We start from the raw sequence: 24,316 nt of genomic DNA, 5'->3' as shown, positions 1-24,316 counted from the left end.
GAGGCTGGTTTTTTATGTAGAAATCTAAAAAATTCAACTGTATAAAGCGTTGACCAAGTGACAACTTTGGATTATAATTAAGGAGTAAACACAAATAAAATTGTTTTTTAGGGAGGAAGATTATGGAAGGAAAAATTTTGTTGAAGGATATCTTTCAATTTGATGCCTTGTTGGCTAGGCTAGAGTTTAAAGGGCGTCGGATAAAGCTACGCTTTAATAAAAATTGGGGAGATTATAATTTTGTAGTAGATTATATTAATCAATCTGATGATTTTCTGCCTTGGCTTTTGAGTAATGGTAGCGAGAAGAAAAGTAGAAATAGAAATGATGATATTCAATTTCAGTTTATTGAAGTAGAATATCATAAATGGCTATTTGTTGGTGCTTATCTTATAAAGGAAAAAGATAGTCAAATAAAGAAAGTGGCTTATGGCAACCATGATGTGAAATATGCTTTAGCAGAGAGAATTGAAGATTACGATAAATATATAGAAAAATTAGTTGTCGACCATACAAACACAGGGCAATCTTGGTTTTATGTTGACCGTAGGCGAACTGATTTTGTTGAAGTTGCTGAGATAGCCAATCGTTCTTATTTTGAAAAAACAATAGATTTTCCCGGTTATGAAAATTTGTCTATGACTTACGAAAAGTTGAAGACAAATTGGAATAATAGAACTTGGAGAGAGCATCTTTCAACTGTTTATGGCGTTTATCTTATTACTGATACAAAAACAGGAAAACTTTATGTAGGCTCTGCTTATGGGGACAATGGAATGTATGGGCGTTGGTCAGCTTATTTGAACGATGGATATGATAAATTAGAGCTGGAAGATAATAAATATCCAAATAAGAGATTGAAAGAGATTGTTGATAAAAAAGGAATTGATTATATAAAAAAATATTTTCAGTATTCTATTTTAGAAATATTTACTAAGAATGAATTGGGAAAACAAAAAGCGCTTAATCGAGAAAAATATTGGAAAAAGGTTCTACAGTCAAGAGAATTTGGCTATAATGCGAATTAGGATAAAAATAAAACGGGGGATAATATGGAAGATTGGGAAAAGAAAAGACTGATTGATGAATCAAATAGTAAAATTGATGAGCATAACCGCCTAATAGATGAAGGGAATAGAGCAAGAGAAGAACATTATCGTAAGATAGAGGCTCAAAGAGAGGAACTTTTACGTTTAGAGAAAAATAGAATAAGAGAAACAGCAGATAGAGAGCAAGAAAAAGAATACAAAGATAAAATTCTTGACTTAAAAAAGCGATGGGCTGAATCGAATGACACTAGTCAACAACAGCGGTATCAAATTTTAATTGCTGAAGCTGAGCAGGAATATAATGATTATTTAGCAGAGAAAGAAAGAATAAGACAAATTGAAGATGAGAAGAGACAGCAATTCTTAAAACAATATGAACAAAAACTTCAGAAAATTAAAGAAGAAAAGCAACAAACAGTTAAAATAGCACACAGAAAAAGTTTCATTAAGCGAGTTATCATAGGAAGTGTTTTTCTTATATTTCTTGTAATAGTCTTAACTACTTGGAGGTCAAATAAATTAAGTAGTAAAGGTGTACGTGATCGAGCTTCATCTATGAGTTCTAATGCTAGTTCTTCATCAAAGAAGGATTCAAAAATAGACAAGACAAAAAATAATAGTGCTCCAAGTGTAACTAATCAAAAAAATTTACTATGGAGAACTATGTTGGTCAAACAAAATCAGCCGTGGTTGAAAATCTGAAAACAAACTATAATGTCTCTGAGAAATTGATTGAGATTGTTGAGGAAGAATCGGACGAGTACGAGCCAGGTCAGGTGATTCGCCAGTCTCCGGTTGCTGGTTCGACCTATGATTTGACTTCTAATCATAAGATCAAGCTGACAGTAGCGAAAGAAGTGACTAGTGTGCTTATGCCTGACTTTGGCAGCATGCAGTATACCTATGCCAATGCTCGGACTTATTTAATTCAAATGGGAGTTTCTTCATCTCGGATTGAGCGGGTTGTTGACCGAAAGGTTACTTCGACACAGGCGGACTTGGTGACCTCTCAGTCGCCAAAGGCAGGTCAGAAAATTGACCTCAAGTCTAATAAAAAAATCACTCTTTACGTGACAGAAGCAACGACACCATCGTCATCATCATCTAGCAGTTCGAAAAATAGCTCATCATCTGATGATGAAAATCATTCTAGTAGTTCTAGTTCTTCCGACTATTGATATTTTTGCTATATCATAATTCCCTTATTTGTAGTCTCAAGTTTTCTATGTTAAAATAATTAAAAAAACAAAGGAGTCTTTTATGTCGGAAATCAAAGTGAAACGTGGGACAGGTTTTGTAGGGATTATTGGAAAGTTTCCAATCTTTATCAATAATCAGAAAGTTGGCGCAATTAAGAATGGTGATGAGGCTGTCTTCCCTATTGAGGGGGAAGAAGCTGTTGTTCGTGTAGGAGCAGCTCCTATGAAAACTAAGCCAGTGACAGTTAAAGCAGGACAAACTTTGTTGATTGAAACAAATTTTACTAATGTTTCTATTTGTTTAGGAACTTTAGTGGTTGCTTTTCTATTTGGCGGATTGCTCCGTGCGATTCTCTTGATTCTTTATATCGTTTTAATGTTTCTTTTTCCGTTTTACTCGGCTAGAATTGCAGAATAAGTCTAAGACCAGCTGATGCTGGTTTTTTGTATGTTATTTTTTGAAAATGTAGCTAATCTTTTGACAAGATTTCTGAAAGGGTTTACAATAAAACTAACAAATTATAAAGCGAGGTATGTTTATGGCAAAAATGAATGCTGCGCGTTGGTATGGCGCTAAAGATGTCCGTATTGAAGAAGTGGATGTACCGGAAGTCCAACCGCATCAGGTCAAAATTGCGGTCAAGTATACAGGAATCTGTGGAACTGACTTGCATGAATATCTGGATGGTCCGATTTTTATTCCGACAGAAACAGAGCATGTCTACTCTGGCCAGAAAGCGCCTGTAACTTTGGGACATGAGTTTGCTGGGGAAATTGTTGAGGTCGGCAGTGCAGTGACACGGGTCAAGGTTGGCGATCGGGTGACAGTTGAGCCCATTTTGGCTAAGCATAATCTTGTCGGTGATTATAATCTGGATCCTAATCTAAACTTTGTCGGTTTGGCGGCAGACGGTGGTTTTGCCAAATACTGTGTTTTGGACGGAGACATTGTTCACAAAGTTCCAGACAGCCTTAGCTATGAGCAGGCAGCCTTGACAGAACCTGCTGCTGTGGCTGTTTACGCGGTCCGTCAGTCAGCTCTTAAGACGGGCGATACAGCGGTTGTCTTCGGTTTGGGACCAATCGGGCTCTTGATTATTGAGGCTTTGCGGGCAGCCGGTGCATCTAAGATTTATGGAGTTGAATTATCTCCAGAACGCCAAGCCAAGGCAGAGGAGCTTGGGGCGATTATTGTGCGACCAGAAGAAGGCGAAGACGTGGTAGCTGCTATTCATCGTTTAACTGGTGGCGGGGCAGATGTGTCTTATGAAGTGACTGGGGTGCCGGTTGTGCTGGGACAAGCTTTGGCTGCTGTTCACAAGGCTGGAGAATGTATGGTGGTTTCTATCTGGGAACGAGAAGCTAGCATCAACCCTAATGAATTTGCCATTCAAGAAAAATCGCTTAAGGGTATTATCGCCTATCGGCATATTTTCCCTAAGGTGCTGGAACTGATGGAGCAGGGTTATTTCTCTGCTGATAAGCTTGTGACAAAGAAGATTAAACTGGAGGATATTGTGCAAGAAGGCTTTATCGAGCTGACTCAGGACAAGGCGCAGATCAAGATTTTGGTATCGCCAGAATAAAATCTTTGCTTAATCATGAGACGAAAATCAGTCAAAACTGGCTGATTTTTCTTTATGGTTTGTGCTGTAATAAGTAAAGTTTTAGAAAGAGGTTGGGATGTCAAAAGTTTTGAAAGGTTCATTCCATATTTTTCTGAAAGTCGCTTTAAGCTGATTCCTTGTTTTCTTAGTTCATAGATTCGAACTTTATCCTCATAAGTTAGTTTCATTTAAAAACACCCCAAAAGTTAGATTTTTTCTGTCTAACTTTTGGGGTACGGTTCAATTCAACTTCTTTTTATTTGGAGACCATTTTCCAGAAAAAATCAATGATATAGGTCAATCCGTAGGTATAGATGACGAGGGTGATGGGCTTGCAGAGAAGGATAATCAACATGTACTTTTTGAAAGTCATCTTGGTCAGGGCGGCCAGCATGCAGAGAAAGTCGGCTGGACTGATGGGCCAAATCATCATGAAGATAAAGAAGCGCTCAAAGCGGTTGCCCTTATCCAGCCAGCCGATATATTTATCATAAGTACGCTTGCTGACGACAGACTGAACAAAAGCCGGACCGTAGGTGCGCGCCAGATAAAATATAATGGCGCAGCCAATGACAATACCGATATAGTTATAAATGGTGCCGACGATATGGCCGTAGATGAAAACACCAGCGACAGAGGTCAGGGCGCCAGGGATAATGGGCACGACCGTCTGTAGAATCTGCAGGAAGATAAAGAGAGGAGGTCCCCAGATACCTGCCTGCTGGATAAAGGCTGAGAGAGTTTCCTTGGACTGGAGAATGCCTGCGAAATATGCCCAAAGACAAAAGGCCACCGTTCCTAGAGCGCCAATGGCGGACGACCAGTTGATAATCTTTTGCAAAAGAGGGGAAACAACTTGCATCTGCCTGTTTTTTTCTGCCATACAAACCTCCAGAACATTTATACTATCACCACTATAATATCATCTTTTTTCCTTTTTGTAACACTTGAGGCTGTAAGTGCCAAAAAGCCTCAAAGATGATATAATGATGTAATTAGTAAACCATAAGTTTTCAAATAATCGTTCAAAATCAAAAAATGCGTAAGAGGAGAGCCTATAGTGGAAGAATATCTAAATTTATATCATCAAAAATTATGGGAAATTGCATATGATAATCTCATAAGAGTATTTTCCCACCCTCATACAATTATTCTCTTTGTATTATTTTTAATTATTTGTTCCTTAATTTGTTTCTTATTTTTCGGAAAAACACGTACTTTACTATTTGTAGTTAGTTATTTCTTCTTGTTCCTTTTGGGAGTAGTCGCAGAGTATGTGAATAGCTATAGCAAAATTATGAATCCATCTTCTCCATACAACAATTCTTTAAGCATTGCTTCATTAAGACATGAAACCGTTCTTCCGATGCTTGAGCATGTAGATGAGATTCCCCTAGCTAGTGTTGATGGAGAGCTCAAGAGAGAAGATATTATATTGTTTGCAGTGTCGAATCCTAGCTACTACGACGGTCTTTTTAATGATATAGCAATGTTATTAACCGGTGAGTATAAAATAGGAACAGATTTTCTAGTTGCATTAGTAGGCTATGAAGAGAAAAATGATGAATGGAAATCTGTTGATATTCGTATTGCCCCGGGTGTTGAGGAGAAGGATTTTCAGAAATTTTCTAAGGTTCTTCACATTAAAAAAGGTGAAGCAGAGGGTGCTACCGGTATTATTCTCGATCTTCAAGAATTTTATGAATTAAAATTACGGAAAGAAAAAGATGGCCACTGGCCTAGACTGTGAGTATGAGTTTTTGTCCCATTTTAAGATGAAGTTCCCCATTTGGGGAGCTATTTTTATTTGTTTGAAAAATAGAAAAGTGAACATCACCTATTCGCTCTAGAAGAAATAGGACCATGAGTGCCAAAAAGCCCATTTTATGCTATAATAATGAGAATACGAATTTTTGGAGAGAGATGTGGCGATTGAAGATTATATGCCGGACTTTGCGGTCGAGGCAGTTTACGATTTGACAGTAGAGAGTTTGAAAAAACAGGGAATCAAAGCTGTTTTGGTGGATTTGGATAATACCCTGATTGCTTGGAATAATCCTGATGGGACCCCAGAGATGAAGAAGTGGCTCCATGATTTGCGGGACGCGGGCATTCGGATTATTGTGGTGTCCAATAATAACCAAAAACGAGTCAAGCGGGCTGTGGAAAAATTTGAAATTGACTATATCTACTGGGCGATGAAACCCTTCACCTGGGGAATTGACCGGGCACTCAAGCTTTTTCATTTTGAAAAAAAGGAAGTGGTCATGGTGGGCGACCAGCTCATGACGGATATTCGAGCTGCTCATCGGGCCGGGATTCGTTCGATTTTGGTTAAACCACTGGTTGAGCATGACTCCATCAAGACCCAGATCAATCGAGCGCGTGAACGCCGTGTGCTCAAGAAAATCACTGAAAAATACGGCCCTATTCAATACAAAAAAGGAATTTAAGCATGGAAGAACTTCTCTGTATCGGCTGCGGAGCTACTATTCAAACAGAAGATAAGGGCAAGCTAGGCTACACGCCCCAGTCAGCTCTAGAAAAAGGCTTGGAGACGGGTGAACTCTATTGTCAGCGCTGTTTCCGCTTGCGCCATTATAATGAAATTAGCGATGTCCAGCTGACGGATGATGACTTTCTGCGGCTTTTGCATGAGGTTGGAGATAGCGACGCCTTGGTCGTCAATGTTGTCGATATTTTTGACTTTAATGGATCGGTTATCCCTGGCCTGCCTCGCTTTGTTGCTGGAAACGATGTTCTCTTGGTTGGGAATAAAAAGGACATTCTGCCTAAGTCGGTCAAGGATAGCAAGGTGACCCAATGGCTGACGGAGCGAGCTCATGAAGAAGGTTTGCGTCCAGTTGATGTGGTCCTGACCTCTGCTCAGAACAAGCAGGCGATTAAGGAGTTGATTGACAAAATCGAGCATTGCCGCAAGGGACGTGATGTTTATGTGGTTGGCGTGACCAATGTGGGCAAGTCTACTTTGATTAACGCCATTATTCAGGAAATCACGGGCGATAAGGATATTATTACGACTTCACGCTTCCCGGGAACAACTCTGGATAAAATCGAGATTCCTTTGGCGGATGGCAGTCATATCTATGATACGCCGGGCATTATCCATCGTCATCAGATGGCTCACTATCTTACTGCTAAGAATCTCAAATACATCAGTCCCAAAAAGGAAATCAAGCCCAAAACCTACCAGCTTAATCCAAATCAAACCCTCTTTTTGGGTGGCCTAGGCCGCTTTGACTTTGTGGCAGGTGACAAGCAGGGATTCACGGCTTATTTTGACAATGAGCTCAAGCTTCACCGGACCAAGTTGGAAGGTGCTAGCGGCTTTTATGACAAGCATGTCGGCAGTCTCTTGGTGCCACCGGTTGGCGAGGAAAAGGAAGAGTTTCCAGCTTTGGTCAAGCATGAATTTACTATCAAGGACAAGACAGATATCGTCTTCTCTGGTCTGGGTTGGATTCGCGTCAGTGGACCTGCCCGAGTAGCCGGATGGGCGCCAGAGGGTGTGGCGGTTGTCACTCGGAAAGCTATTATTTAATACTCAAGAAACCAAGGGGAATAACTCCCCTTAAAATAAGGAAGGAAAAGGCTGTGAACAGTGATGAGATAAACAGGTCCTAACTGTCTCAAGCCTTATAGAAGAACATGACACTAACATCAAAACAACGCGCCTTTCTCAACAGTCAGGCACATAGTCTCAAGCCTATCATTCAGATTGGGAAAAATGGACTCAACGACCAAATCAAAACCAGCGTCCGTCAGGCACTGGACGCACGAGAACTGATTAAGGTTACGCTCTTGCAAAATACGGATGAGAATATCCATGAAGTTGCGGAGATTCTGGAAGAGGAAATCGGAGTGGATACAGTGCAGAAGATTGGCCGGATCTTAATCCTCTACAAGCAGTCCAGCAAAAAGGAAAATCGCAAACTCTCTGTCAAAGTCAAGCAAATTTAAGAAAAAATTTCTGTGGAGATGTCAGCCTATGGCTATTGAATTACTGACCCCCTTTACCAAGGTGGATTTAGAACCAGAAGTTAAAGATAAAAAACGCAAGCAGATTGGCATTTTAGGTGGGAATTTCAATCCTGTCCACAATGCTCATTTGGTTGTGGCGGATCAGGTCCGGCAACAGTTAGGCTTGGATCAGCTTCTGCTTATGCCAGAGTATGAGCCACCCCATGTGGATAAGAAAGAGACTATCGATGAAAAGCATCGGCTGAAAATGCTGGAGCTGGCTATTGAGGGTATTGAAGGCCTAGGGATTGAGCCCATTGAGCTGGAGCGAAAGGGGATTTCTTATACATATGACACCATGAAACTGCTGACAGAGCAGCATCCCGATACGGACTATTTCTTTATTATCGGTGCGGATATGGTGGACTACCTGCCCAAGTGGTACCGCATTGATGAGTTGGTTGAGCTGGTTCAGTTTGTAGGAGTTCAGCGGCCGCGTTACAAGGCGGGGACTTCTTACCCTGTCATCTGGGTGGATGTGCCGCTTATGGATATTTCCTCCAGTATAGTGCGGGATTTTCTGGCTCAGGGACGGACTCCTAATTTCCTGCTGCCTCAGCCAGTCTTAGACTATATCGAGAAAGAAGGGCTTTATCTATGACCTATGAAAGCTATATCAGTATGGGCCGTGAGGCCTTGCTGGATAAGATGGAAACAGTCATACCCGAGAAGCGCCTGCGGCATTGTCTGGGCGTGGAAAAGGCTGCTCGTGAATTAGCGGAGCGCTTCGGTCTTGACGTCGAAAAAGCTGGTCTGGCAGGACTCCTGCACGACTATGCGAAAAAGGTCTCGGATGAGGATTTCCTATCCTTGATTGACAAATATCAGCTGGACCCTGACCTGAAAAACTGGGGCAATAATGTCTGGCATGGCATGGTGGGTATTTACAAGATTCAGGAAGACATGGGTTTGAAAGATGCTGAGATTCTGCGAGCCATTGAGATTCATACAGTGGGCAATGGCACCATGTCTGAGCTGGACAAGGTCGTCTATGTCGCTGACTATATCGAGCACAACCGGGACTTTCCCGGAGTGGATAAGGCTAGAGAGCTGGCTCAACGGTCGCTCAATCAGGCTGTGGCCTACGAAACAGCAAGGACAGTAGAGCATTTGGCTCACAAAGGAATGCCCATCTATCCGCAGACCTTGGAGACCTATAATGCCTTTGTAGGATATTTGAAGGAAATAGAAGAATGAAAACAGCTCTAATCATTATAGATGTACAAAATATCTTAGTGGAGACAGGTTTTCAGTCTGATAAAATGATGGATAAAATTTCCTTTCTGCAGCATCAGGCTAGGAGTAAAGGTGCCGAAATTATCTATATTCAGCATATGGAAAATCCAGAAGACAATGCATTGGAAGATTGGCAGTTGTCTCCTCTCTTGAATCGAAAGTCAGATGAAAAGGTCTTTCAGAAGAAGTGTAATAGTATTTTTAAAGAGACAGGTTTGAAGGATTACTTGGATAAAGAAGATATTGGTCGTCTGGTTTTATGTGGCATGCAGACGGAATATTGTGTAGATGCATCAGTTAAAGTTGGATTTGAATTTGATTATAAACTTGTTATTCCAGAAGGTGCTTTTACAACTTTTGATGGAGAAGAGGCTTCGGCAGAAAAAATAAATACTTTTTATCAAAAAATTTGGGACGGACGTTTTGCGGAAGTTCTAGATTACAAAAACATTTTTAATTAAAGAGGAACTATGAAAGAACAAGAATTATTAGAACTGGTCGTGAAAGCGGCTGATGAAAAGCGTGCAGAAGATATTGTGGCTTTGGACTTGCAAGGTCTGACTACTGTGACAGATTACTTTGTCATCGTCAGCTCTATGAACAGTCGTCAGCTGGATGCGGTCGCTGAAAATATCCGTGAGAAAGCTGCAGCGGCGGGTGTTTCTGCTGGTCATGTTGAGGGTGATGCAGCTGGTGGCTGGGTACTCTTAGACTTGGGAGGCATCGTCGTCCATGTCTTTTCTGAGGAAATGCGGGCGCATTACAATCTGGAAAAGTTATGGCACGAAGCAACTGGTGTGGATGTTGCAGCCTTATTGGAAGAAAAAAACAAGTGATTTTTTGCCCTTAGGCAGAAAGCAGAATTTAGCTCAGTCAGCCTGCTGGCTGGGCTATTTTTGAAAGGAAAAGTATGGCAACTTATGAAACCTTCGCGTCGGTTTACGATGCGATTATGGATGATTCTTTGTATGAGAAGTGGACAGATTTCAGCCTGCGTCATTTTCCCAAGGATAAGAAAAAGCTGCTGGAGCTGGCCTGTGGAACGGGCATTCAGTCTATTTATTTTAAGCAAGCGGGTTTCGAGGTGACAGGGCTGGATCTGAGTCAGGAAATGCTGGATTTGGCAGAAAAGCGTAGCAGAGAGGCCGGTTTGGACATTCCCTTTATACAAGGTAATATGCTGGATTTGAGTGGTGTCGGTCGGTTTGATTTGGTGACTTGTTATTCAGACTCGATTTGCTATATGGAGGACGAAGTCAATGTCGGTCAGGTCTTCACTCAAGTCTACCAGCATCTAAATGAGGGTGGCCGCTTTATCTTTGACGTGCACTCGATTTACCAGATTGACGAGGTTTTTCCAGGCTATTCTTATCATGAAAATGCTGAAACCTTTGCCATGGTGTGGGATTCCTATGAGGACGAACCGCCTCATTCAATCGTGCATGAGCTAACCTTCTTTGTCCAAGATGAGGATGGGCGTTTCACGCGCCATGATGAGGTGCATGAGGAGCGGACCTATGAGATTCTGACCTATGATATCTTGCTGGAGCAGGCTGGTTTTAAGAATATCAAGGTTTACGCGGACTTTGAGGACAAGGAACCTACCGACAAGAGCGCTCGCTGGTTCTTTGTGGCGGAGAAATGAGATGACAGTCACCGGTATTATCGCAGAGTTTAATCCTTTTCATAATGGGCACAAATATCTGCTGGAGCAGGCTTCTGGTCTGAAAATTATCGCTATGAGCGGCAATTTTGTTCAGCGAGGGGAGCCGGCTATCGTGGACAAGTGGACTCGGGCACAGATGGCTTTAGAAGCTGGAGCCGATCTGGTCCTTGAGCTGCCTTTCTTGGTTAGCGTTCAGGCGGCAGACTTTTTCGCCAAGGGGGCAGTAGACATCTTAGAGAGACTGGGTATCGAACAGCTGACTTTTGGGACCGAGGAAGTGCTGGATTATGAGAGTATTTCCAAGATCTATGGTCAAAAGGCAGAGCAGATGGAGGCTTATTTGGCTGGTCTACCTGATTCCCTATCCTATCCTCAAAAGACTCAGGCCATGTGGCAGGAGTTTGCAGGGCTCAATTTCTCAGGCTCTACTCCCAATCATATCTTGGGCTTGGCTTATGCCAAGGCTGTGGCGGGAAAAACTATAAAGCTGTGCCCGATTCAACGTCAGGGAGCTGGCTATCATTCCTTATCAGCTAATCAAGCATTCGTCTCCGCAACTGCCCTTCGTCAGAATCTGGATCAGCCAGACTTTCTCAAAAAATTCACTCCAGCCTATCACTTGATTGAAACGGCTCCCAAGGTGACCTGGTCGGACCTTTTTCCTTATCTCCGTTACCAGATAGTGACAAGTCCGGATTTGACAGACTTTTATCAAGTCAATCAGGAATTGGCCGTTAGGATTAGAGAGGCCTTGAAAAGCAGTGAGACCATAGAAGAGCTGGTTGAGCAGGTGGCGACAAAGCGCTATACTAAGGCTCGGGTTCGGCGTCTTTTGACCTATATCCTGGTCGGAGCTAGACAAGAAGAGCTTCCATCAGGCATTCATATTTTAGGCTTTTCCGAGCAGGGGCGTCAGCATTTGTCCCAGCTTAAAGGAAAAGTTGAATTGGTCAGCCGTATCGGCAAGGAGCCATGGGACGGTTTGACCCAGCAGGCTGATAAGGTCTATCAACTAGGCAACTCTGCACTTAGGGAACAGAATTTTGGACGGGTTCCGATTATGAAAGACAAGTAAGGCTGAATGTTCAGCCTTTTTGCTTTGTTTGCGACGGTAAATAAAAAATGGTATAATAAATGAATAAACTTGTTTTAACTAAGGAGCATGATTTGCTTTTTAGCGGTTTGACTGTAGGTATGAAAGCTAACATTCGGTCAATAAAACATTGCTGGGCTTGATTGAATGATTATCTTTCATATCCATGTCTCAAAGGAGGAAGACTCATGAAATTCAGAAAGATTACCTTTATGGCCCTTACAGCCTTGCTTACGCTTAGTTTAGGGGCTTGTAGTTTAATTGGGCAGAAGCATTCTCAAAAGAATCAGGGTGGGACTGAGAATAGCTCCCGTGAGAGCCAAAAGAATACTTCTTCTGACGATATTGAAGAACTCTTGGAGAAAGCAGAAACTGCGAATGAAGATCTAACTTCAATGAAAATGAAGGTGAAATTATCTATCACTGTAGATGGTTCCAATAAAACTCAAACGATGAGCGGAGACCTTCTCTATGATAAAAGCACGGATGAGCTGGCCAAGGGGCATTTAGTCATAGATGGAAAAGAGAGTGGTCAGGAGAGTTATCAAGAAGCGATTATGCCAGGCGGAGAGAATAAACTTTTGTATACTCGTTCTTCTAAAAATGGAACCTGGTCTAAGCAAGAAATGGGAAGCGGTGCAGATTATTATGTTCAGCCCGATTATTTCAAACTTATGGATGGCTTTTATCAAATGGCTGATGATGTCACTGTAAAGGAAAGCGGTGATGAATATATCTTTAAATTAAGTAGTAAAAATGCTGATTTACTGGGGCTCTTTGGTGAAGAATTCAAACTAGAATTGACAGGTGTTACTCAGGCGGATATGGATAAAAAGTTAGAAGTACACTTGGATAAAAAGACCTTATTCTTAAAAGACTTTAAGCTAGGTTTATCTTATAAAGGTGAAGAAGGAAGTTTGGATGTTCAAACAGATACTCAATATTCTGACTGGAACACTATAGATGAAGATGAGTTTAAGGCGCCTCAGTAAAGCATAAGCAAAACGATTAGCTGAGAAAGAAGGGAAAAGCCATGCCTTTATTGTTTGCTTTTCGCTATCGTAGAGGACTCTATTTGACCATAGTCATCTTGGCATCTGTCTTTTTAGCCTTAAGCCTTATTTTCGGAACTTTAGCTTACTTTATACTATTTTCTTTCGAAAAGGCCATGCCTGGAGCAGGAATAAGCTCGTTCAGTTTGCCTTTTATACTTGCTTTTTTCATGACTGTTGTAGTCGAAATCTTTGCAATAGTCCATGCGGGTCGCAAGCTGAGAAAAAAGTGCTTTGTTCTTGCAGGAACAGAATGGGGCTTGACCGTGCGAGGTGCTTTCTTGAAAGAGCATAGCTTTGCTTGGAATCAACTGGAAAGTGTCTTTTACCGGCCGGCTTGTGGAAGAACTTCTGATGGGCAGGCTTCTTTTCGACTGGGAGTCAGGTACTATCGGAGAGACTACCTATATGTCAAGCCTTATCATGGCAAGTCTGTCCGAGTAGATATCACTTTTTTAGATGGCAGAATAGAGGATGTTTTTGCCTGCTTAAGCAGGTGCAGACCGGATTTGCCTATTGTGAAAAATGATCAGTGATATTTTTGATGGATTTCGGTAAAGGTCCGTTATGACAGACCTGCCGGTTTCGGGAAATAGAATGTACCGTCCAGTTGCTCTTTTAGCGACTGGATTTTTTATGGAATGAAAAACAGAAATCAATTTTGTCTCGATTTCAGGCTAACAAGAGTTGAAGAATGCAAGCTGAATCTTCTAGAAGCTATCATTTTTTCTTAGTGATTTTTCTGATTCCCTGTGTTATAATAAGAAAGATTAAAAATGTAATTTATCAAAAGGAGAATCTCCAATGGGACGTAAATGGGCCAATATTGTGGCAAAGAAAACGGCCAAAGACGGCGCGAACTCAAAAGTATATGCTAAGTTTGGTGTGGAAATCTATGTAGCAGCTAAAAAAGGTGATCCAGATCCAGAGTCTAACACAGCTTTGAAATTCGTTATTGACCGAGCTAAGCAGGCTCAGGTGCCGAAGCATGTCATTGACAAGGCCATTGATAAGGCAAAAGGAAACATTGACGAAACCTTTACTGAAGGCCGCTATGAAGGATTTGGGCCAAACGGTTCTATGCTGATTGTCGACACTCTGACTTCAAATGTCAATCGGACTGCAGCCAATGTCCGTGCTGCTTTTGGTAAAAATGGCGGTAATATGGGAGCTAGCGGCTCTGTAGCCTATTTGTTTGATAATAAAGGTGTGATTGTCTTTGCAGGGGACGATGCTGACAGCGTCTTTGAACAGCTGCTTGAAGCGGATGTGGATGTTGATGATGTTGAAGCAGAAGAAGGACGCGTCACTGTCTATACAGCGCCAACTGACCTTCACAAGGCTATCGTGGCTCTGCGTGAATCTGGCATTCAAGAATTCCAAGTAACCGAGCTTGAAATGATTCCTCAGTCTGAAGTAGAGTTGACTGGTGAAGACCTCGAAACCTTTGAAAAACTTTATAGCGTTTTGGAAGACGACGAAGATGTCCAAAAAATCTATACGAATGTAGATGGATTCTAAAGATACTTGACCTGTAGTTGGAGCTACAGGTTTTTCTGTGATGAGAAGTCTCAAACTGTATTTACCAATGCAGCTAAGTATGGTAAAGTACAAAAGTCATAGTACAAAAATTAGAGGGCTAATTATTGATTATTTGCTCTCTATTTTTGTGTCCTCGTCCAGCTTTGTGCTATACTGAATGATAGATAGGTGTATTCGAGTAAAGGAGTCTGCCATGAAAAAATTTTATGATAAACTAATGCAAACGCGGCATTATCTTCATCAGCATCCAGAGCTGTCTGGGCAGGAATTTGAGACGACGGCTTTCCTAAAAGGCTATTTGGAAGATTTGGAGATTAGGATTTTAGAATCCAATCTAAAAACGGGCTTGGTTGCCGAGATTGGCTCTGGCAAGCCCATTATTGCCCTGAGAGCAGATATCGATGCTCTGCCCATTTTGGAGCAGACAGGTCTGCCGTACGCCAGTCAGAATTCAGGCGTTATGCACGCTTGCGGCCATGATTTTCACCAGACCAGCCTCTTGGGGGCAGCGGAGCTGCTCAAGGCTGTGGAAGGAGATTTGAGAGGGACAATCCGTCTGATTTTCCAGCCTGCTGAGGAAACTTCTCAGGGAGCCAGTCAGGTTCTTGCGACAGGTCTGCTGGACGATGTGTCTGCTATTATCGGCTTTCACAATATGCCTCAGCTTAAGGCGGGGCAGCTGGCACTTAAAGCTGGAGCCATGATGGCTGGGGTTGAGAAGTTCAAGGTGGAGGTAGAAGGAGTCAGCAGCCATGCGGCTAGACCAGATTTGGGTGTTGATACAGTATTGACCTTGACTAGTATGATTCAAAACCTGCAGGCTCTAGTGACCCGCACAGTGTCTCCTTTTGAAGCAGCTGTCTTGTCTGTAACTCATATCGAAGCGGGGGCAACTTGGAATGTACTGCCGCAGTCGGGCTTTTTTGAAGGAACGATTCGTAGCTTCAATCCGACCTTGCAGCAGCGTCTCAAGGAAGACTTTGTCCGAATTGTAGAGAATACAGCAGAGAATTTTGGTGCCCAGGTTAGGATTTCTTGGGACCATACTCCGCCAGTGACCTATAATGACCCCGAATTGGCCGAGCTGCTCTATGAGCACTCACAGAATCTGGCAGAGGTCCTGTCAGCCAGTCCATCCTCGGCTGGAGAAGATTTTGCCTTTTATCAGGAGAAGCTTCCAGGTGTCTTTGCCTTTATCGGCTCAAATGGGGCAGAAAATGCTCCTGACCTCCATCACGACAGCATGGTCATTGACGACGAAGCCTTCAAAGTTTCCGTTCCTTACTATGTCGAAAGTGCCCTCTTTCTCTTGCAGCACTACAGGCAGAAAGTCTAGTGAATGACTGCCTCAAAGCTGATAAAGAAAAGCTATCACTTCCATAAAAAATATATAATGGTCAAGCTTCTCCTTATTTGATATGATAAAGAAAGACTTTTTAGGAGGAATTCGAAATATGAACCTGAAGAAAACCTTGAAATACTTCTCTCTGGCAGCTGTTAGTGTCTTGGCTATTGGTGTCTTGGTGGCTTGCTCATCATCAAGTGAGAAGAAAACAGAGAAAATAAAGGTAGAAGTCGGAACTGTAGGAACGACCAAACCATTTTCATACGAGGATAAAGACGGTAAACTGACTGGCTACGATATCGAAGTCCTTCGTGCTATCTTTAAGGATTCAGACAAGTATGAAGTCAATTTCAATAAGACCAAGTGGGCTTCTATATTCTCAGGTCTGGACAGCGACCGCTACCAGATCGGTGCCAATAATATCAGCTATTCCGAAGAACGGGCTAACAAATATCTCTATGCTAGTCCATATGCGAAAAATCCAACAGTTTTAGTTGTCCGTAAGGGTGAGGGCATCAAATCGCTGGATGACATTGGCGGCAAGTCTACTGAGGTTGTTCAGGGGACTTCAACAGCTCAGCAACTAGAGGACTACAACAAGGAACATAGCGATAACCCAACAAAAATCAATTATACAGACGGAACCATTCAGCAAATCTTGTCCAATCTGAATGACGGCCGTACGGACTATAAGATTTTTGAGCGCATCACTGTAGAGTCTATTATCAAAGACCAAGGCTTGAATAATCTGGAAGTGATTGAGCTTCCAAGCGACCAGCAACCTTATGTCTATCCGATTATTGCAAGCGGTCAGGAAGACCTGCAAAAATTTGTCAACAAGCGAATCAAGGAACTCTATGAGGATGGTACGCTTGAAAAACTATCACAAGAATTCTTTGGCGGCTCTTACCTGCCAGATGCAAAAGACATCAAGTAAGAAATCCCATCAAGTTCGGTCTGCAATTTGGCTGACTAGACTTTGATACAAGAAATACGATAAGGGCGGGGAAGCTTATTTCCCCAGCCCTTTATCTGCTGTTAATAGGAGTAACGCATGCCTTTCTCAACTGAGACTGAACAAATCAAGAAATTTGAAAACGACGAGGTAGCCCAGCACTATTTTGAAGTGCTACGGACCTTGATCTCTAAAAAATCGATCTTTGCCCAGCAGGTTGGCTTGCAGGAAGTAGCCAATTATTTAGGAGAGATTTTTACAGCTGCAGGTGCCAAGGTCATGATTGACGACAGCTATACTGCTCCATTTATTTTGGCGGAGTTTCTTTCTTCAAATCCTGCTGCTAAGACCATTATTTTCTACAATCACTACGATACAGTGCCGGCAGATAATGACCAGCCTTGGACCAATGATCCCTTTACACTGTCAGTTCATTACGGGGTCATGTATGGGCGAGGAGTGGATGATGACAAGGGGCACATTACCGCTCGTCTGACGGCTGTTCACAAGTATATTCGAGAGCATGGTGATTTGCCAGTCAATATCATCTTTATGATGGAAGGGGCAGAAGAGTCTGCTTCGACAGACTTGGATAAATATCTGGCCAAGCATCGCAAACGCCTACGAAGAGCGGATTTGCTGGTCTGGGAGCAAGGCAGTCGCAACAATCTAGGACAGCTGGAAATCTCGGGTGGTAACAAGGGAATTGTTACCTTTGACATGACGGTCAAAAGTGCAGATTTAGACATTCATTCCAGCTTCGGTGGCGTTATCAATTCCGCTTCCTGGTATTTGCTCAATGCTTTATCCAGCTTGCGCAGTCCAGACGGCCGCATCTTAGTTGAAGGCATCTATGAGCAGGTTCAAGAGCCTAATGAACGGGAGCTGGCCCTAATTGAGGAATATGCCCTGCGGACTCCTGAAGAGTTGAATCAAGTCTATGGCTTGAAATTACCAGTTCTATTGGACGAGCGGAAGGAATTTCTCCGTCGCTTTTACTTTGAGCCTTCGCTGAATATTGAAGGCTTCGGATCAGGCTATCAAGGCCAAGGGGTTAAAACCATTTTGCCTTCAGAGGCTCAGGCCAAGATGGAGGTTCGTCTGGTGCCAGGTCTGGAGCCAGAGGATGTGTTAGACAAGATTCGTCAGCAGCTGGACAAGAATGGCTATCCAGCGGTTAAGCTGACCTATACCTTAGGAGAGATGAGCTATCGCAGCGACATGAGTGCGCCTTCCATTCTCAATCTTATCGAGCTAGCTAAAGATTATTATCAAGAGGGCATCTCTGTTCTGCCGACCTCAGCTGGAACTGGTCCTATGCACACGGTCTATGCAGCCTTGGAGGTTCCTATGGCGGCTTTCGGACTTGGCAATGCTAACAGCCGAGACCATGGCGGAGATGAGAATGTGAAAATTGCTGACTACTATACTCACATAGAGCTCATTCAGGAGTTGATTGGCAGTTACTGTCAAGCTGACTAGCGGGAAAGGAAGGCTTATGCTATACTCTATAAGAAAAGACAAACTGAAGCAGGCTGGCTTCTTTTACCTCTTTTATTTCCTAGCCATGATCTTAGGCGTCTTGGTTGGGCTTCTATTTGACCGCTCAGGCAATATGTTTTACGCTCCAGCTTTTACAGCTTTCTTTGGCGGAGTTCTGTTTATCTTCTATACTGAGAAAATAAAGACCTTCGGTCTAATCAGCGGCTTAGGCTGTCTGCTAGGTCTCTTCTTTCTGATTAGTCGACATGGCTTTGGAGCCTTTCTACCAGGTTTGATTTGCGGTGTTTTAGCGGATCTTTTAGCTCGGTCAGGCAGCTATCAAAAGACTGTTAGAAGCTTGCTGGCTTTTATGGTTTTCAGTTTTAGCACAGCGGGTCCTATTTTCCTAATGTGGCTGGCGCCCAAGCAGTATGAAGCTAGTCTTCTTGCCAGAGGAAAGACTCAGGCTTATATTGAGAAAGTCATACTTAAGCCAGAACCCAGCTTAGTCCTTTTGGTTTGTAGCCAGCATTTTACTGGGCGCTTTACTTGGTGCCTTGTTAGGAAGGAAAATCCTTAAAGCGAGATTTTCCAAGTCAGCTTCGGTCTAAATACCATTGAAAATATAACTAAGGAGAAAATATGAACAATTTACTCGTACTCCAATCGGACTTTGGTCTGGTAGATGGAGCTGTGTCAGCCATGATCGGAGTGGCGCTAGAAGAGTCGCCCACTCTGAAAATTCATCATCTGACTCACGATATCACCCCTTACAATATCTTTGAGGGAAGCTATCGTCTCTTTCAGACAGTTAATTACTGGCCAGCAGGAACGACCTTTGTGTCAGTAGTGGATCCGGGTGTGGGCTCCAAGCGTAAGAGTGTGGTAGCCAAGACTAAAAAGGGCCAGTACATCGTCACGCCTGACAATGGGACCCTGTCTTTCATCAAGAAGCATGTTGGAATTGAGGCCATTCGGGAAATTTCTGAAGTGGAAAATCGCCGCAAGGATACGGAGCATTCTTATACTTTCCACGGCCGTGATGTCTATGCCTATACGGGTGCCAAGCTAGCCAGCGGCCATATCAGCTTTGAAGAGGTTGGACCAGAGCTTAAAGTTGAAGACATTGTCGAAATTCAGGTAGTCGAAACCACCCTTGCGGATAATTATGTCAGCGGAGCTATTGATATCCTGGATGTTCGTTTCGGCTCTCTCTGGACCTCTATCACTCGCGAGGAATTCTGCACCTTGAAACCGGAATTTGGTGACCGCTTCGAGGTTACCATCTACAACAATGACATGCTGGTTTATCAAAACCAAGTGACCTATGGCAAGTCCTTTGCGGATGTCCGCATCGGTCAGCCTATCCTCTATATTAACTCCCTCTATCGGGTTGGCTTAGCGATTAACCAAGGTTCCTTTGCTAAGGCCTACAATGTTGGCGTCGGTGCCCAATGGCATATTGAAATCAAGAGAATTGAAAATTAAGGAAGAAGAAAATGAAAAATAATACAATCAGAAACGTAGTCGCAACAGGAATTGGAGCAGCTCTATTCGTGGTTATCGGAATGATCAATATCCCAACGCCTGTACCCAATACTAGCATCCAGCTTCAATACCCCCTGCAAGCTCTTTTTAGCGTCATCTTTGGCCCAATCGTCGGTTTCCTGATGGGCTTCATTGGTCATGCCATTAAAGACGCTATGAGCGGTGGCGGACTTTGGTGGTTCTGGATTGCTGGCAGTGGAGTCTTCGGTCTATTAGTTGGCTTCTTTAGAAAATTCTTCCAAGTGGAAGAAGGAAAATTTGAAGTCAAGGACATTATCCGCTTTAACTTGATTCAGTTTGGAGCCAATGCGATCGCTTGGCTAATCGGCCCGATTGGTGACGTGATTGTGTCTGGTGAGCCGGTCAATAAGGTTATTGCTCAAAGTATTGTAGCAATTCTGGTGAATTCTGCGACAGTAGCTGTCATCGGAACTGTCTTGCTGACTGCTTACGCTCGCACCCGCACCCGCGCAGGAAGTCTCAAAAAAGATTAATCATAGTATTTTCTATCAAAAATAGCTGCCTATATGACTGGGCGGCTTTTTTTGATAGTGGTGAAGCATACAGTTGTCCATTCGGAACTGGACAATTTAAGCAATTCATGACTTCCTAAAACTACTTATAATATAAAACGATATATTTAGACGAGCTAAAAAACAAGAGCAAATTTTAGAACAGCTCTTGCTGATCTGAATTTTGTAGATTTTTCTAGTCTTTTTTGAAAACGCTTTAAATTTTTACTATAATAGAGAATAGGAGTCGGTAAGTTCCTTGCCAACGAATCAAGATTAACCAAAGATTTGAATAGTTCAAAGTCTCTTTGGTTCTTATGTGACTCAGCTAGTTCCAACGTGTTATTGATGATTGTGCCTACATTGTTTTAGCAGCAGAATCAGGTGCCCTGACGGCTGGATGTATAGACCTCTAAGATATAGATATGGTGTGGGTAGAAAAGGTTTCAGTTGAGTTGGTTGTGACTTGCAATTTTTTCACTTCTTGATTCGTAAAAGAGAGCAGTTTCAATTTTTAGGCTCAGGAATTATCGAATTCCAATGTGTATTTTAGGTAAAATTGGTCAGTTTGGCTGGATGCCCTTCATGATGACCATTGTTGTATTTGATCTACTTGTTGTAATGACAAGTGCTATTTGTAATAAAGGCTTAAATGAAGAAGCCTAGGAGGACATGTGGTATGAAATTTTTCTTAGATACAGCTGATGTGGCGGCTATCAAAGCAATTAATGAATTAGGGGTTGTGGATGGCGTAACAACTAACCCAACAATTATTTCACGTGAAGGACGCGATTTTAAAACGGTTATTCAAGAAATCTGTGAGATTGTAAGTGGTCCTGTTAGTGCAGAGGTTACTGGCTTGACAGCACCTGAAATGATTGCAGAAGCACGGGATATTGCTAAATGGGCTGATAATGTTGTTGTCAAAATTCCAATGACAACGGAAGGCTTAAAAGCAGTCTCTGTCCTTTCAAAAGAGGGAATTAAAACGAATGTTACCTTGATTTTTACAGTTTCTCAAGGACTCATGGCTATGAAAGCTGGAGCTACCTTCATCAGTCCTTTTGTTGGACGTTTGGAAGATATCGGAACAGATGCCTATCAACTGATTGCAGATTTGCGCACGATTATTGATATTTATGATTTTGAAGCTGAAATCATCGCAGCTAGTATTCGTAATTCGGCACATGTTGAAGCTGTTGCAAAACTTGGTGCTCACATTGCGACTATTCCGGATAATTTATTTGAAAAAATGACGCAACATCCACTGACTACCAATGGGATAGCCCAATTTATGAAGGATTGGGAAGCATTTAAAAAATAAGTGTTAGGGTAGGTATGGAAAATAGAAGTCTCTGCCTCTGACTATATTTTAAGCAGGCCATAGCGACTTAGAAGACTTTGACTCTTTGTCAACAGATCTAGGTTGCGGGTAAGATAAGATTTGGAGAGTGGGACAGAAATCGGTAATTCGTTAGAATTCGATTTCGTCGTCCCACCTCCGCACAGTTGAGTAGGGCTGTAAAAGCTGATGAAATCAGCGTAGTAGAGTCCACTCAACCACTGCGTCTTGCTCGACAATCCAAAGACAATTGAGAGGCTAGGACTTTTGTCCCAGCCTCTTTTTGATGTTTAGATTTGTGGAAATTGCTTCTGAAATAATGTAAAAAATAAAAGATAAAATGTAAATTATATATTGCATTATAGAGATTTATAAAGTGAAAGGGGAATCTGTAAGAGAATGGCAGAAAAAGCGCTTTGAGAAGTATTTGGATCAATTGGAAGAAGAGCGATGACCTGTCCTTCTCATTTAAACTTTCCAGCTCTGCTATTTTTCAAACAAATTTTTTGCCCAGCTTTTCTTCTCGGGTTATAATAAATAGATGAATTAAAAAATTCAGAAAATTTTATAGAGAAAAGAGAGTTGAAATCTTATGGCAAAAGATATTCGCGTCCTACTTTACTACAAATATGTTCCGATTGAGAATGCTGAGAAATTTGCAGCTGATCATCTGGCCTTCTGTAAATCTATTGGTCTTAAAGGCCGTATCTTGGTAGCAGATGAGGGAATCAATGGAACGGTTTCTGGTGATTATGAAACCACTCAAAAATACATGGATTATGTGCACAGCTTTCCGGGCATGGAAGACCTTTGGTTCAAGATTGACGAAGAAAACGAACAAGCTTTCAAGAAAATGTTTGTTCGCTACAAGAAAGAAATTGTGCACTTGGGCTTGGAAGACAATGATTTTGATAATGACATCAACCCGCTGGAGACGACAGGAGCTTACTTGTCACCTAAGGAATTTAAGGAAGCTCTCTTGGATGAAGACACTGTTGTCCTAGACACTCGTAACGACTATGAGTACGATCTGGGTCACTTCCGCGGTGCCATTCGTCCAGACATCCGCAACTTCCGCGAATTGCCGCAATGGGTCCGTGATAACAAAGAGAAGTTCATGGACAAGCGCGTGGTTGTTTACTGTACAGGTGGTGTTCGCTGTGAGAAATTCTCAGGCTGGATGGTGCGTGAAGGATACAAGGATGTCGGTCAGCTTCATGGCGGTATCGCGACTTACGGCAAGGATCCAGAAGTTCAAGGTGAGCTTTGGGACGGTAAGATGTATGTCTTTGATGAGCGTATCTCGGTTGATATCAACCATGTTGATCCAGTTGTGATTGGGAAAGACTGGTTTGACGGTACTCCTTGCGAGCGCTATGTCAACTGTGGCAATCCAGAGTGTAACCGCCGCATCCTGACTTCAGAAGAAAATGAAGACAAGTACCTTCGTGGCTGTTCTCATGAATGCCGTGTTCACCCTCGCAACCGCTATGTGGCTGAAAACGGTTTGAGCCAAGCAGAAGTGGTGGAGCGTTTGGCTGCGATTGGAGAAAGCCTGGAAACACTAGTGGCTCAGTAATTTAATCGTGAAGATAAAAACTTTAGATGTTTCAAGCGTCTAAAGTTTTTTATCATTTATCTACAGGTAAAAGTCTTGTTGGACAGAGATTTGGGAAAGTAGACTGTTTCCGCCGATTCTTGGGGCATCTCGCGGATTATCACTTGATTTCTGGTTTTCTTTCCGAGGTTTTGATTTTTTGTCCTTTCTTTTTGATGTGATATAATGGGCTTAAATAAATGGGAAAGGAGTAAGTCTATGTCTAAAGCTATCATGGAAGAAGTGGCAGCCTATCTTCGTCAGCATGCAGATGAAGAGCTGAGTCTGACTGATTTGTCTCAGTATTTCCATTATAGTCCTTCCCATCTATCCAGAACTTTCAAGAAAAAGATGGGCTTTTCTATCAAGCAATATGTGGAAGCTCTTAAGATGGAAAAAGGGATTCAGGAGATTGTAGAAGGCCGGCAAAATGTGACTGAGACCTCTATGGAAGCTGGTTATGATAGTCTAGGCAGTTTTTCCAATACGTTTAAGCGGCATACTGGACTTTCGCCTAAAAAATATTATCAGGAATCAACCAAGGCTTATGATTTTATAGTCAAACAGCTGGATGAGAAGGGAGCTTTGTTGCATCAGGATCCCGACTGTAAAAGTGGCAATCGGTTGACTGTGGCGTTATCTTATCCCGAGGGGTATGAGCCACGCATTAGTTGTGTCGGGCTTTTTAAGACCCGCATACCTAAAGAAGAGCCAGTTATCGGAGTGGCACTTAGTCAGGAGAGGCAGTTTATTTTTGAAAATGTACCGGATGGTCACTACTATCTTTTGGCCTGTGAATTACTGGAGGATTTACGCCTGTCTAAAAACTATGTCTTGAAGCATAACTTTCGCTGGGGCAGTGATGAGCCTCTCACATTTTCAGGCGATAGCATCTATCAAGAGGAAATCAGCATGCGCAGGCCCTTGCCCAGTGATCCACCTATTACAGTTAATCTTCCAGTTTTAATCATGCGTTCCCTAGCCAAACAAGCGCAATTGAGAATAAGAAAATTTTTATCCTAATTGATAAACTGATACTAGAGATTTATT

Annotated in this window: 26 protein-coding genes and 3 pseudogenes; 27 read left to right on the top strand and 2 right to left on the bottom strand. The window is 42.4% G+C overall.

Annotated features, from left to right (window positions below; translation table 11 throughout):
• Window positions 1–122 precede the first annotated feature (122 nt).
• From RG608_RS07210 to RG608_RS07190, 5 genes and pseudogenes are all read left to right on the top strand, one after another.
• Window positions 123–1,028: a GIY-YIG nuclease family protein gene (locus RG608_RS07210; protein ID WP_268687608.1), complete on the top strand. Its 906-nt coding sequence runs from the start codon at window positions 123–125 to the stop codon at window positions 1,026–1,028.
• A 24-nt stretch (window positions 1,029–1,052) separates the two neighbouring features.
• Complete coding sequence (locus RG608_RS07205; RefSeq protein WP_268687607.1) at window positions 1,053–1,751, top strand: hypothetical protein; 699 nt, start codon at window positions 1,053–1,055, stop codon at window positions 1,749–1,751.
• Window positions 1,691–2,227 (top strand): annotated as a pseudogene (locus RG608_RS07200) (PASTA domain-containing protein); the annotation flags it as partial. The gene RG608_RS07205 and the pseudogene RG608_RS07200, both read left to right, overlap by 61 nt.
• An 82-nt stretch (window positions 2,228–2,309) precedes the next feature.
• Window positions 2,310–2,666, top strand: a complete 357-nt coding sequence (locus tag RG608_RS07195) for a hypothetical protein (RefSeq protein ID WP_268687606.1) — start codon at window positions 2,310–2,312, stop codon at window positions 2,664–2,666.
• A 121-nt stretch (window positions 2,667–2,787) separates the two neighbouring features.
• A complete protein-coding gene (locus RG608_RS07190; RefSeq protein WP_032914249.1) occupies window positions 2,788–3,834 on the top strand; it encodes a 2,3-butanediol dehydrogenase in 1,047 nt (348 codons plus the stop codon).
• Between the two features lie 104 nt (window positions 3,835–3,938).
• On the opposite strand, the pseudogene RG608_RS07185 reads toward RG608_RS07190, so the two are convergent.
• A pseudogene (locus RG608_RS07185) lies at window positions 3,939–4,043 on the bottom strand (transposase); the annotation flags it as partial.
• Between the two features lie 68 nt (window positions 4,044–4,111).
• On the bottom strand, window positions 4,112–4,738 hold the full coding sequence (locus RG608_RS07180) for a TVP38/TMEM64 family protein (protein WP_223315222.1): 627 nt from the start codon (window positions 4,736–4,738) through the stop codon (window positions 4,112–4,114).
• Between the two features lie 177 nt (window positions 4,739–4,915).
• Here RG608_RS07180 and RG608_RS07175 point away from each other — a divergent pair, with 177 nt between their 5' ends.
• The 22 genes and pseudogenes from RG608_RS07175 to RG608_RS07070 all read left to right on the top strand — a co-directional run bounded on the left by RG608_RS07175 (window position 4,916) and on the right by RG608_RS07070 (window position 24,289).
• Window positions 4,916–5,605: a hypothetical protein gene (locus RG608_RS07175; protein ID WP_268687605.1), complete on the top strand. Its 690-nt coding sequence runs from the start codon at window positions 4,916–4,918 to the stop codon at window positions 5,603–5,605.
• A gap of 175 nt (window positions 5,606–5,780) precedes the next feature.
• Entirely contained in the window at window positions 5,781–6,308 is a 528-nt protein-coding gene (locus tag RG608_RS07170; protein ID WP_032912986.1) for a YqeG family HAD IIIA-type phosphatase, read from the top strand.
• Between the two features lie 2 nt (window positions 6,309–6,310).
• Window positions 6,311–7,417 (top strand): ribosome biogenesis GTPase YqeH, encoded by a 1,107-nt coding sequence (yqeH, locus tag RG608_RS07165; protein WP_308946781.1) that lies wholly within the window; start codon window positions 6,311–6,313, stop codon window positions 7,415–7,417.
• A gap of 107 nt (window positions 7,418–7,524) precedes the next feature.
• Window positions 7,525–7,836, top strand: a complete 312-nt coding sequence (gene yhbY, locus RG608_RS07160) for a ribosome assembly RNA-binding protein YhbY (RefSeq protein WP_002896287.1) — start codon at window positions 7,525–7,527, stop codon at window positions 7,834–7,836.
• Window positions 7,837–7,864: 28 nt separating this feature from the next.
• A complete protein-coding gene (locus tag RG608_RS07155; protein WP_308946780.1) occupies window positions 7,865–8,497 on the top strand; it encodes a nicotinate-nucleotide adenylyltransferase in 633 nt (210 codons plus the stop codon).
• Window positions 8,494–9,093 carry a bis(5'-nucleosyl)-tetraphosphatase (symmetrical) YqeK gene (yqeK, locus tag RG608_RS07150; protein WP_308946778.1) on the top strand — a complete coding sequence of 200 codons (600 nt, stop codon included), beginning with the start codon at window positions 8,494–8,496 and terminating at the stop codon, window positions 9,091–9,093. The genes RG608_RS07155 and yqeK overlap by 4 nt, the downstream gene beginning before the upstream one ends.
• Window positions 9,090–9,593, top strand: a complete 504-nt coding sequence (locus RG608_RS07145; RefSeq protein WP_268687602.1) for a cysteine hydrolase family protein — start codon at window positions 9,090–9,092, stop codon at window positions 9,591–9,593. The genes yqeK and RG608_RS07145 overlap by 4 nt, the downstream gene beginning before the upstream one ends.
• Window positions 9,594–9,602: 9 nt before the next feature.
• On the top strand, window positions 9,603–9,968 hold the full coding sequence (gene rsfS, locus RG608_RS07140) for a ribosome silencing factor (RefSeq protein WP_002915774.1): 366 nt from the start codon (window positions 9,603–9,605) through the stop codon (window positions 9,966–9,968).
• Window positions 9,969–10,042: 74 nt separating this feature from the next.
• On the top strand, window positions 10,043–10,777 hold the full coding sequence (locus tag RG608_RS07135) for a class I SAM-dependent methyltransferase (protein ID WP_268687601.1): 735 nt from the start codon (window positions 10,043–10,045) through the stop codon (window positions 10,775–10,777).
• 1 nt (window position 10,778) lies between these two features.
• Entirely contained in the window at window positions 10,779–11,873 is a 1,095-nt protein-coding gene (locus RG608_RS07130; protein ID WP_268687600.1) for a nucleotidyltransferase, read from the top strand.
• A gap of 206 nt (window positions 11,874–12,079) precedes the next feature.
• Window positions 12,080–12,883: a DUF6612 family protein gene (locus RG608_RS07125; protein ID WP_268687599.1), complete on the top strand. Its 804-nt coding sequence runs from the start codon at window positions 12,080–12,082 to the stop codon at window positions 12,881–12,883.
• A gap of 230 nt (window positions 12,884–13,113) precedes the next feature.
• On the top strand, window positions 13,114–13,479 hold the full coding sequence (locus RG608_RS07120) for a hypothetical protein (protein ID WP_308946782.1): 366 nt from the start codon (window positions 13,114–13,116) through the stop codon (window positions 13,477–13,479).
• Window positions 13,480–13,747: 268 nt separating this feature from the next.
• The gene (locus tag RG608_RS07115; RefSeq protein WP_268687597.1) at window positions 13,748–14,464 is read left to right on the top strand and encodes a YebC/PmpR family DNA-binding transcriptional regulator; all 717 of its coding nucleotides are present in this window, start codon (window positions 13,748–13,750) and stop codon (window positions 14,462–14,464) included.
• A gap of 214 nt (window positions 14,465–14,678) precedes the next feature.
• Window positions 14,679–15,821, top strand: a complete 1,143-nt coding sequence (locus tag RG608_RS07110) for a M20 peptidase aminoacylase family protein (protein ID WP_268687596.1) — start codon at window positions 14,679–14,681, stop codon at window positions 15,819–15,821.
• A 118-nt stretch (window positions 15,822–15,939) separates the two neighbouring features.
• Window positions 15,940–16,767, top strand: a complete 828-nt coding sequence (locus RG608_RS07105; protein WP_308946777.1) for an amino acid ABC transporter substrate-binding protein — start codon at window positions 15,940–15,942, stop codon at window positions 16,765–16,767.
• Between the two features lie 117 nt (window positions 16,768–16,884).
• Window positions 16,885–18,267 carry a M20/M25/M40 family metallo-hydrolase gene (locus RG608_RS07100; protein ID WP_308946776.1) on the top strand — a complete coding sequence of 461 codons (1,383 nt, stop codon included), beginning with the start codon at window positions 16,885–16,887 and terminating at the stop codon, window positions 18,265–18,267.
• Window positions 18,268–18,283: 16 nt separating this feature from the next.
• Window positions 18,284–18,878: pseudogene (locus RG608_RS07095) on the top strand (MptD family putative ECF transporter S component).
• Between the two features lie 31 nt (window positions 18,879–18,909).
• Window positions 18,910–19,755 carry an S-adenosyl-l-methionine hydroxide adenosyltransferase family protein gene (locus RG608_RS07090; protein WP_002911906.1) on the top strand — a complete coding sequence of 282 codons (846 nt, stop codon included), beginning with the start codon at window positions 18,910–18,912 and terminating at the stop codon, window positions 19,753–19,755.
• An 11-nt stretch (window positions 19,756–19,766) separates the two neighbouring features.
• On the top strand, window positions 19,767–20,309 hold the full coding sequence (locus RG608_RS07085) for an ECF-type riboflavin transporter substrate-binding protein (RefSeq protein WP_002900998.1): 543 nt from the start codon (window positions 19,767–19,769) through the stop codon (window positions 20,307–20,309).
• Window positions 20,310–21,006: 697 nt separating this feature from the next.
• Window positions 21,007–21,651: a fructose-6-phosphate aldolase gene (fsa, locus tag RG608_RS07080; protein ID WP_002932437.1), complete on the top strand. Its 645-nt coding sequence runs from the start codon at window positions 21,007–21,009 to the stop codon at window positions 21,649–21,651.
• Between the two features lie 610 nt (window positions 21,652–22,261).
• Window positions 22,262–23,248: a rhodanese-related sulfurtransferase gene (locus tag RG608_RS07075; RefSeq protein WP_268687592.1), complete on the top strand. Its 987-nt coding sequence runs from the start codon at window positions 22,262–22,264 to the stop codon at window positions 23,246–23,248.
• Window positions 23,249–23,485: 237 nt separating this feature from the next.
• Window positions 23,486–24,289, top strand: coding sequence for a helix-turn-helix transcriptional regulator (locus RG608_RS07070; RefSeq protein ID WP_268687591.1), 804 nt, complete (start codon window positions 23,486–23,488; stop codon window positions 24,287–24,289).
• The last annotated feature ends 27 nt before the right edge of the window (window positions 24,290–24,316 follow it).

It is taken from the genome of Streptococcus sp. IsoGale022, from assembly GCF_031142805.1.
Classification (GTDB): Bacteria; Bacillota; Bacilli; order Lactobacillales; family Streptococcaceae; genus Streptococcus; species Streptococcus sanguinis_A.
This window is presented reverse-complemented; position numbering and strand designations above follow the sequence as displayed.

Bases quoted from the DNA above. Each gene is read 5' to 3' on its own strand.
- RG608_RS07100 (WP_308946776.1), top strand. From the start codon at position 16,885: ATGCCTTTCTCAACTGAGACTGAACAAATCAAGAAATTTGAAAACGAC.
- RG608_RS07155 (WP_308946780.1), top strand. From the start codon at position 7,865: ATGGCTATTGAATTACTGACCCCCTTTACCAAGGTGGATTTAGAACCA.
- RG608_RS07195 (WP_268687606.1), top strand. From the start codon at position 2,310: ATGTCGGAAATCAAAGTGAAACGTGGGACAGGTTTTGTAGGGATTATT.
- RG608_RS07105 (WP_308946777.1), top strand. From the start codon at position 15,940: ATGAACCTGAAGAAAACCTTGAAATACTTCTCTCTGGCAGCTGTTAGT.
- RG608_RS07205 (WP_268687607.1), top strand. From the start codon at position 1,053: ATGGAAGATTGGGAAAAGAAAAGACTGATTGATGAATCAAATAGTAAA.
- fsa (WP_002932437.1), top strand. From the start codon at position 21,007: ATGAAATTTTTCTTAGATACAGCTGATGTGGCGGCTATCAAAGCAATT.
- yqeH (WP_308946781.1), top strand. From the start codon at position 6,311: ATGGAAGAACTTCTCTGTATCGGCTGCGGAGCTACTATTCAAACAGAA.
- RG608_RS07070 (WP_268687591.1), top strand. From the start codon at position 23,486: ATGTCTAAAGCTATCATGGAAGAAGTGGCAGCCTATCTTCGTCAGCAT.
- RG608_RS07190 (WP_032914249.1), top strand. From the start codon at position 2,788: ATGGCAAAAATGAATGCTGCGCGTTGGTATGGCGCTAAAGATGTCCGT.
- RG608_RS07110 (WP_268687596.1), top strand. From the start codon at position 14,679: ATGAAAAAATTTTATGATAAACTAATGCAAACGCGGCATTATCTTCAT.
- yqeK (WP_308946778.1), top strand. From the start codon at position 8,494: ATGACCTATGAAAGCTATATCAGTATGGGCCGTGAGGCCTTGCTGGAT.
- RG608_RS07085 (WP_002900998.1), top strand. From the start codon at position 19,767: ATGAAAAATAATACAATCAGAAACGTAGTCGCAACAGGAATTGGAGCA.
- RG608_RS07210 (WP_268687608.1), top strand. From the start codon at position 123: ATGGAAGGAAAAATTTTGTTGAAGGATATCTTTCAATTTGATGCCTTG.
- RG608_RS07130 (WP_268687600.1), top strand. From the start codon at position 10,779: ATGACAGTCACCGGTATTATCGCAGAGTTTAATCCTTTTCATAATGGG.
- yhbY (WP_002896287.1), top strand. From the start codon at position 7,525: ATGACACTAACATCAAAACAACGCGCCTTTCTCAACAGTCAGGCACAT.
- rsfS (WP_002915774.1), top strand. From the start codon at position 9,603: ATGAAAGAACAAGAATTATTAGAACTGGTCGTGAAAGCGGCTGATGAA.
- RG608_RS07075 (WP_268687592.1), top strand. From the start codon at position 22,262: ATGGCAAAAGATATTCGCGTCCTACTTTACTACAAATATGTTCCGATT.
- RG608_RS07090 (WP_002911906.1), top strand. From the start codon at position 18,910: ATGAACAATTTACTCGTACTCCAATCGGACTTTGGTCTGGTAGATGGA.
- RG608_RS07180 (WP_223315222.1), bottom strand. From the start codon at position 4,738: ATGGCAGAAAAAAACAGGCAGATGCAAGTTGTTTCCCCTCTTTTGCAA.
- RG608_RS07135 (WP_268687601.1), top strand. From the start codon at position 10,043: ATGGCAACTTATGAAACCTTCGCGTCGGTTTACGATGCGATTATGGAT.
- RG608_RS07120 (WP_308946782.1), top strand. From the start codon at position 13,114: ATGACTGTTGTAGTCGAAATCTTTGCAATAGTCCATGCGGGTCGCAAG.
- RG608_RS07115 (WP_268687597.1), top strand. From the start codon at position 13,748: ATGGGACGTAAATGGGCCAATATTGTGGCAAAGAAAACGGCCAAAGAC.
- RG608_RS07125 (WP_268687599.1), top strand. From the start codon at position 12,080: ATGAAATTCAGAAAGATTACCTTTATGGCCCTTACAGCCTTGCTTACG.
- RG608_RS07145 (WP_268687602.1), top strand. From the start codon at position 9,090: ATGAAAACAGCTCTAATCATTATAGATGTACAAAATATCTTAGTGGAG.